This window comes from Marinobacter excellens LAMA 842, assembly GCF_001574445.1.
Lineage (GTDB): Bacteria > Pseudomonadota > Gammaproteobacteria > Pseudomonadales > Oleiphilaceae > Marinobacter > Marinobacter shengliensis.
In genome coordinates, this window is sequence record NZ_LOCO01000047.1 from 1 (window position 1) to 3,543 (window position 3,543).

The 3,543-nt window shown below is 54.2% G+C and carries 6 protein-coding genes and 1 pseudogene; 1 reads left to right on the forward strand and 6 read right to left on the reverse strand.

Going from position 1 to position 3,543, the window contains the following annotated elements; translation table 11 throughout:
• Positions 1–292, forward strand: a pseudogene (gene istB / locus J122_RS19845) (IS21-like element ISSpu5 family helper ATPase IstB); the annotation flags it as partial.
• Positions 293–548: 256 nt separating this feature from the next.
• Here istB and J122_RS19850 read toward each other — a convergent pair.
• From J122_RS19850 to J122_RS19875, 6 genes are all read right to left on the reverse strand, one after another.
• Positions 549–965: a DUF6678 family protein gene (locus J122_RS19850; protein ID WP_061333991.1), complete on the reverse strand. Its 417-nt coding sequence runs from the start codon at positions 963–965 to the stop codon at positions 549–551.
• A gap of 475 nt (positions 966–1,440) precedes the next feature.
• Positions 1,441–1,911, reverse strand: coding sequence for a GNAT family N-acetyltransferase (locus tag J122_RS19855; RefSeq protein ID WP_061333993.1), 471 nt, complete (start codon positions 1,909–1,911; stop codon positions 1,441–1,443).
• Between the two features lie 79 nt (positions 1,912–1,990).
• Positions 1,991–2,284, reverse strand: a complete 294-nt coding sequence (locus tag J122_RS19860; RefSeq protein ID WP_061333997.1) for a type II toxin-antitoxin system RelE/ParE family toxin — start codon at positions 2,282–2,284, stop codon at positions 1,991–1,993.
• Entirely contained in the window at positions 2,281–2,505 is a 225-nt protein-coding gene (locus tag J122_RS19865) for an addiction module protein (RefSeq protein WP_061333999.1), read from the reverse strand. The genes J122_RS19860 and J122_RS19865 overlap by 4 nt, the downstream gene beginning before the upstream one ends.
• A 182-nt stretch (positions 2,506–2,687) precedes the next feature.
• A complete protein-coding gene (locus J122_RS19870) occupies positions 2,688–2,930 on the reverse strand; it encodes a hypothetical protein (RefSeq protein WP_061334001.1) in 243 nt (80 codons plus the stop codon).
• Positions 2,931–3,025: 95 nt separating this feature from the next.
• A partial coding sequence (locus J122_RS19875; RefSeq protein WP_227510315.1) for a GFA family protein occupies positions 3,026–3,543 on the reverse strand: 518 nt, incomplete at its 5' end.

The following is a 3,543-nucleotide window of genomic DNA, read 5'->3' on the forward strand; positions in this document are numbered from 1 at the left end:
GACGAATCTGGCCAAGGTCGACGTGCTGATCCTGGATGACTGGGGGCTGATGAAACTGAGCGCCGAGAATCGGCGAGACTTGCTGGAGGTGCTGGAAGATCGACATGGCCGGCGCTCCACCATCGCCACTAGCCAATTACCCATCGAGGAATGGCATGGCGTAATCGGTGACGCCACTCTGGCAGACGCCATTCTGGACCGGCTCGTTCACAACGCTTACAAGATCAATCTCCGGGGCGAGTCCATGCGAAAACAGCAGGCAAAGTTGACGGCCACCAAGACTTCGGAGTAAGAAGAGAAACCCCGCGTCGCTACGCTCCGATGGGTGGCAGCCTTGCTCCGGTCCGGGTGGCAGGCTTCACATGGAATGGGTGGCAACCTTCAGCGGTTTACGCAGTGTAGCACAGCACCGCAGTGAGTGGGCCAAGCAGCATGACCGATTCTAGGGACAGCAACAGCTTCTTCATGATGCATAACGCTTGCAGCATGCGCGCCCTTGAAATGAAGCCGAAGGCGCAATGTAAAGGGCGTCGCCGTGCCTGCACTGGTTATAAAAATTCCACCGCTTGGCCCGGCCTTAGGTAGCCCCAGATCCGCAGTGACTCACCCTCTATACTGAAAGGTATGTTGTTGCTTTTTAGTAGACCTACAAAATAATCAGTATTATCAGTAACTTTATCAGGCAGCAGGTACCCCTTGCGCTCTTTCTGGATCGGGGATATTTCTAGCCACTCAATATGCTTAAACTCCGGCAGGTGGTAGTACCAATCACCGTCCCATGGTGGCTCAACCTCCCTGGTGTCCCGTAGACAGCGTACACGCCAAACGGGCCTTCTATCGGACTCTTCGATCATCAACGCCCGCAATTTCTCCCACTTGGTATTGCTCATCACACTGGCCAGAGCTTTTCGAGCAATGTAGCGCTCCAGCCTTTGGCGATCTTTGGCTTGCTCGTCAGTTTCCATAATTTGTATAACGCTGAGGTAACCGGCGCCGGAGCGCAGCGGAGGGAACCAAAAGCTGTAAGCTTTTGGCGTCCGGTTGACCGCCTGGTTAGTGGCCGGTCACCACCAAGGTCTCCCTTGGCACCCAGCGCTGCATGCCCTCTCCCGAACAGCTTGCACCAACCAGACGGATGGCGAAAGGAACCAGAACGCAAACCGCACCAACCCGATTACTGTTTGAACTGGACGGCCCCGCGACTAGGGCACGCCATGAATAACCATGCTGCGGGTGACTTTGGCAACCAACCCCGACAGCAACTTTTCCGGCCTTGGCCATCACCAACACGGGCGGCCTTGCAGCCAAGTCCGATGCCAAGGCCCTTGCACTGAGCCCGCCAAAAATGAAGACGGCCTGGGCCATTAACGCCCGCAGCATGCGCGGCTTTGGAATGGAGGCGAAGCCGCAATGGAAAAGACGTCGCCGTGCCTGCGATTGTTAGGAGATTTTATACTCCATGAACACCGCTTCCGGGTGGGGATTGAACCGGTAAGGCTCGATTTCCCTAAAGCCAAAATCTTGGTACAACCGCAAAGCCTTATCAAGCTCCCGAATACTGTCCAGCCGCGCTGAACCATAGCCCATTTCTCTTGCCTGACCGAGGAAAGCTTCAGTCAGAGCTTTTCCAACACCCATGCCATGATAGTCTGGTAGAACATACATCCGCTTCATCTCAGCAACGCCCGGCTCGAACTCTCTGAGACCGACAGCACCAACATGAATACCTTCCAACGTGGCCAGCAGTAGCGCGCCTTTGGGTGGACCATACATTTTTGGCAGCGATGCCAACTCACTGGAAAAACCCTGAAACTCCAGATCCAGCCCCAGAAAATCGGCATACGCACGAATCAACCGGCTACCTGCATCAAACTGTTTAGTGGTCTCGGCCACCTCAATTTTTACGGGCATCCTTATCTCCTAACGCCCGGCTCACGCGCCGGTTTGGAGCCGCGAAGCGGCGGAAAAGCGGTCGCTGTGCAGCCGATTGTTAAAGCCTGCTTAGCCAGTAGTAGGGACGCCGCCGGTCATGCGCAACAGCCAGAACCTGAAAGCCGCTTGGCTGTTCTCGATAAATTATGGATAGCGGAAATCGATGAAGGGGAGCTCTGCGAATATCTGGCTCTAGTTCAGTCTGCCAGCCTTTTGGTGAGTCGCCGATCAATTCGGCCAAAGCCTCAAATTCCTCTTTGAAGGCACCACCCAATCCTGGAACCTCCAATTCGTAGTAACCGACTGATTCCAGAAACTCGGCTTCCGCTGCCGGGTGAAACGTATAGATCATTTGATCAGGGCTCTAGCCTTTCTCATTACATCCTCACTGGGCACAGCCTGAACTGAACCATCATCAAGCTCCTGCGCTCTACGTCGTGCCTCAAGCAACCAGTCAGATCTGAGCTCTTCCCTTGATGGCGATTCCAGACTCAAGACCAGTCGCTGGATCAGTTGAGCTCGCTCCTCTTTGGGGAGGTGGAGCGCCTCGTCTTCAATTCTCTGGAGATCCATGGGCGAAACCTCTCATTCGTTTATTCGTCAATTTTGACACGGATGGGTAACGGCTGCCATGCCTCGGTTTTAATGCTTTAACGCTGAGGTAACCGGCGCCGGAGCGTCAGCGAAGGGAACCAAAAGCGGTACGCTTTTGGCGTCCGGTTGACCGCCTGGTTATGTGGTTGATTCACGGGGTTTCAGGAGTCGATGCCGATTAAAGAATCGATGCCTTCATCCCTGATAGTCGCTTTGGCCTCATCCAGTGCTGCCGCATCGGTATCAAACTCGTCATCCCATACTGTGGAGTTATTGAATTCATCCACCACTTCGAGAATCCAGCCACCAGTATCACCACGGTAGATTTCCACTTTGACGGTTTTCCCGTCAGTTGTCAGTTCCTGGCAAAGTGGGCTCATTTCGACTTCAAAATCATCTTCCATTCACTATCTCCGAGGTGGAATCTTTGTACACATAACGCTGAGCGAAGCGGCGGCCCGACAGGGACGTCCGCCTTACGCGGCTTGTTATCACTGCCTCAGTCATTCTCAATAAATTGAGGCAAATCGTCGGTAATCTCGAACCACGGAGCTTTACTGCCCACGAAAACATGGCGGTCTGCGCGTACACCTGGATCGGTGTCGAGGGTGCCCAATGGAAGAGCATAGACTTCCGGTTTTGAATCGAACTTTGTATGAATGCTTGAACCGCAGTTTGCGCAAAAAACCTTGAACTCTCCCGGCGAGGACTCGTAGGTTTTGAGCAGCTCCTGGCCTCTGACAGTCCGCCAGTCATCGACCCGTACCTTTGCACAGGTTCGGAAAGCCGCTGCATGAAGCTTGCGGCACATGGAGCAATGGCAGTTGTAAACGTCGCTAAGGTCACCCGCTACTTCATATTGGACGCCACCGCAAAGGCAGCTACCAGATTGAATCATTGACTCACCTCCCTGTGTGATAACGCCAAAATTAAGCGGCGCCCGACCAGGGCGTCCGGTGGACGGCCGCCAGGCCGGGAACGAACTTGAATGATTGGTTAGGCATTTCTCAGTCTCCC

Bases quoted from the DNA above. Each gene is read 5' to 3' on its own strand.
- J122_RS19865 (WP_061333999.1), bottom strand. From the start codon at position 2,505: ATGGATCTCCAGAGAATTGAAGACGAGGCGCTCCACCTCCCCAAAGAG.
- J122_RS19860 (WP_061333997.1), bottom strand. From the start codon at position 2,284: ATGATCTATACGTTTCACCCGGCAGCGGAAGCCGAGTTTCTGGAATCA.
- J122_RS19855 (WP_061333993.1), bottom strand. From the start codon at position 1,911: ATGCCCGTAAAAATTGAGGTGGCCGAGACCACTAAACAGTTTGATGCA.
- J122_RS19850 (WP_061333991.1), bottom strand. From the start codon at position 965: ATGGAAACTGACGAGCAAGCCAAAGATCGCCAAAGGCTGGAGCGCTAC.
- J122_RS19870 (WP_061334001.1), bottom strand. From the start codon at position 2,930: ATGGAAGATGATTTTGAAGTCGAAATGAGCCCACTTTGCCAGGAACTG.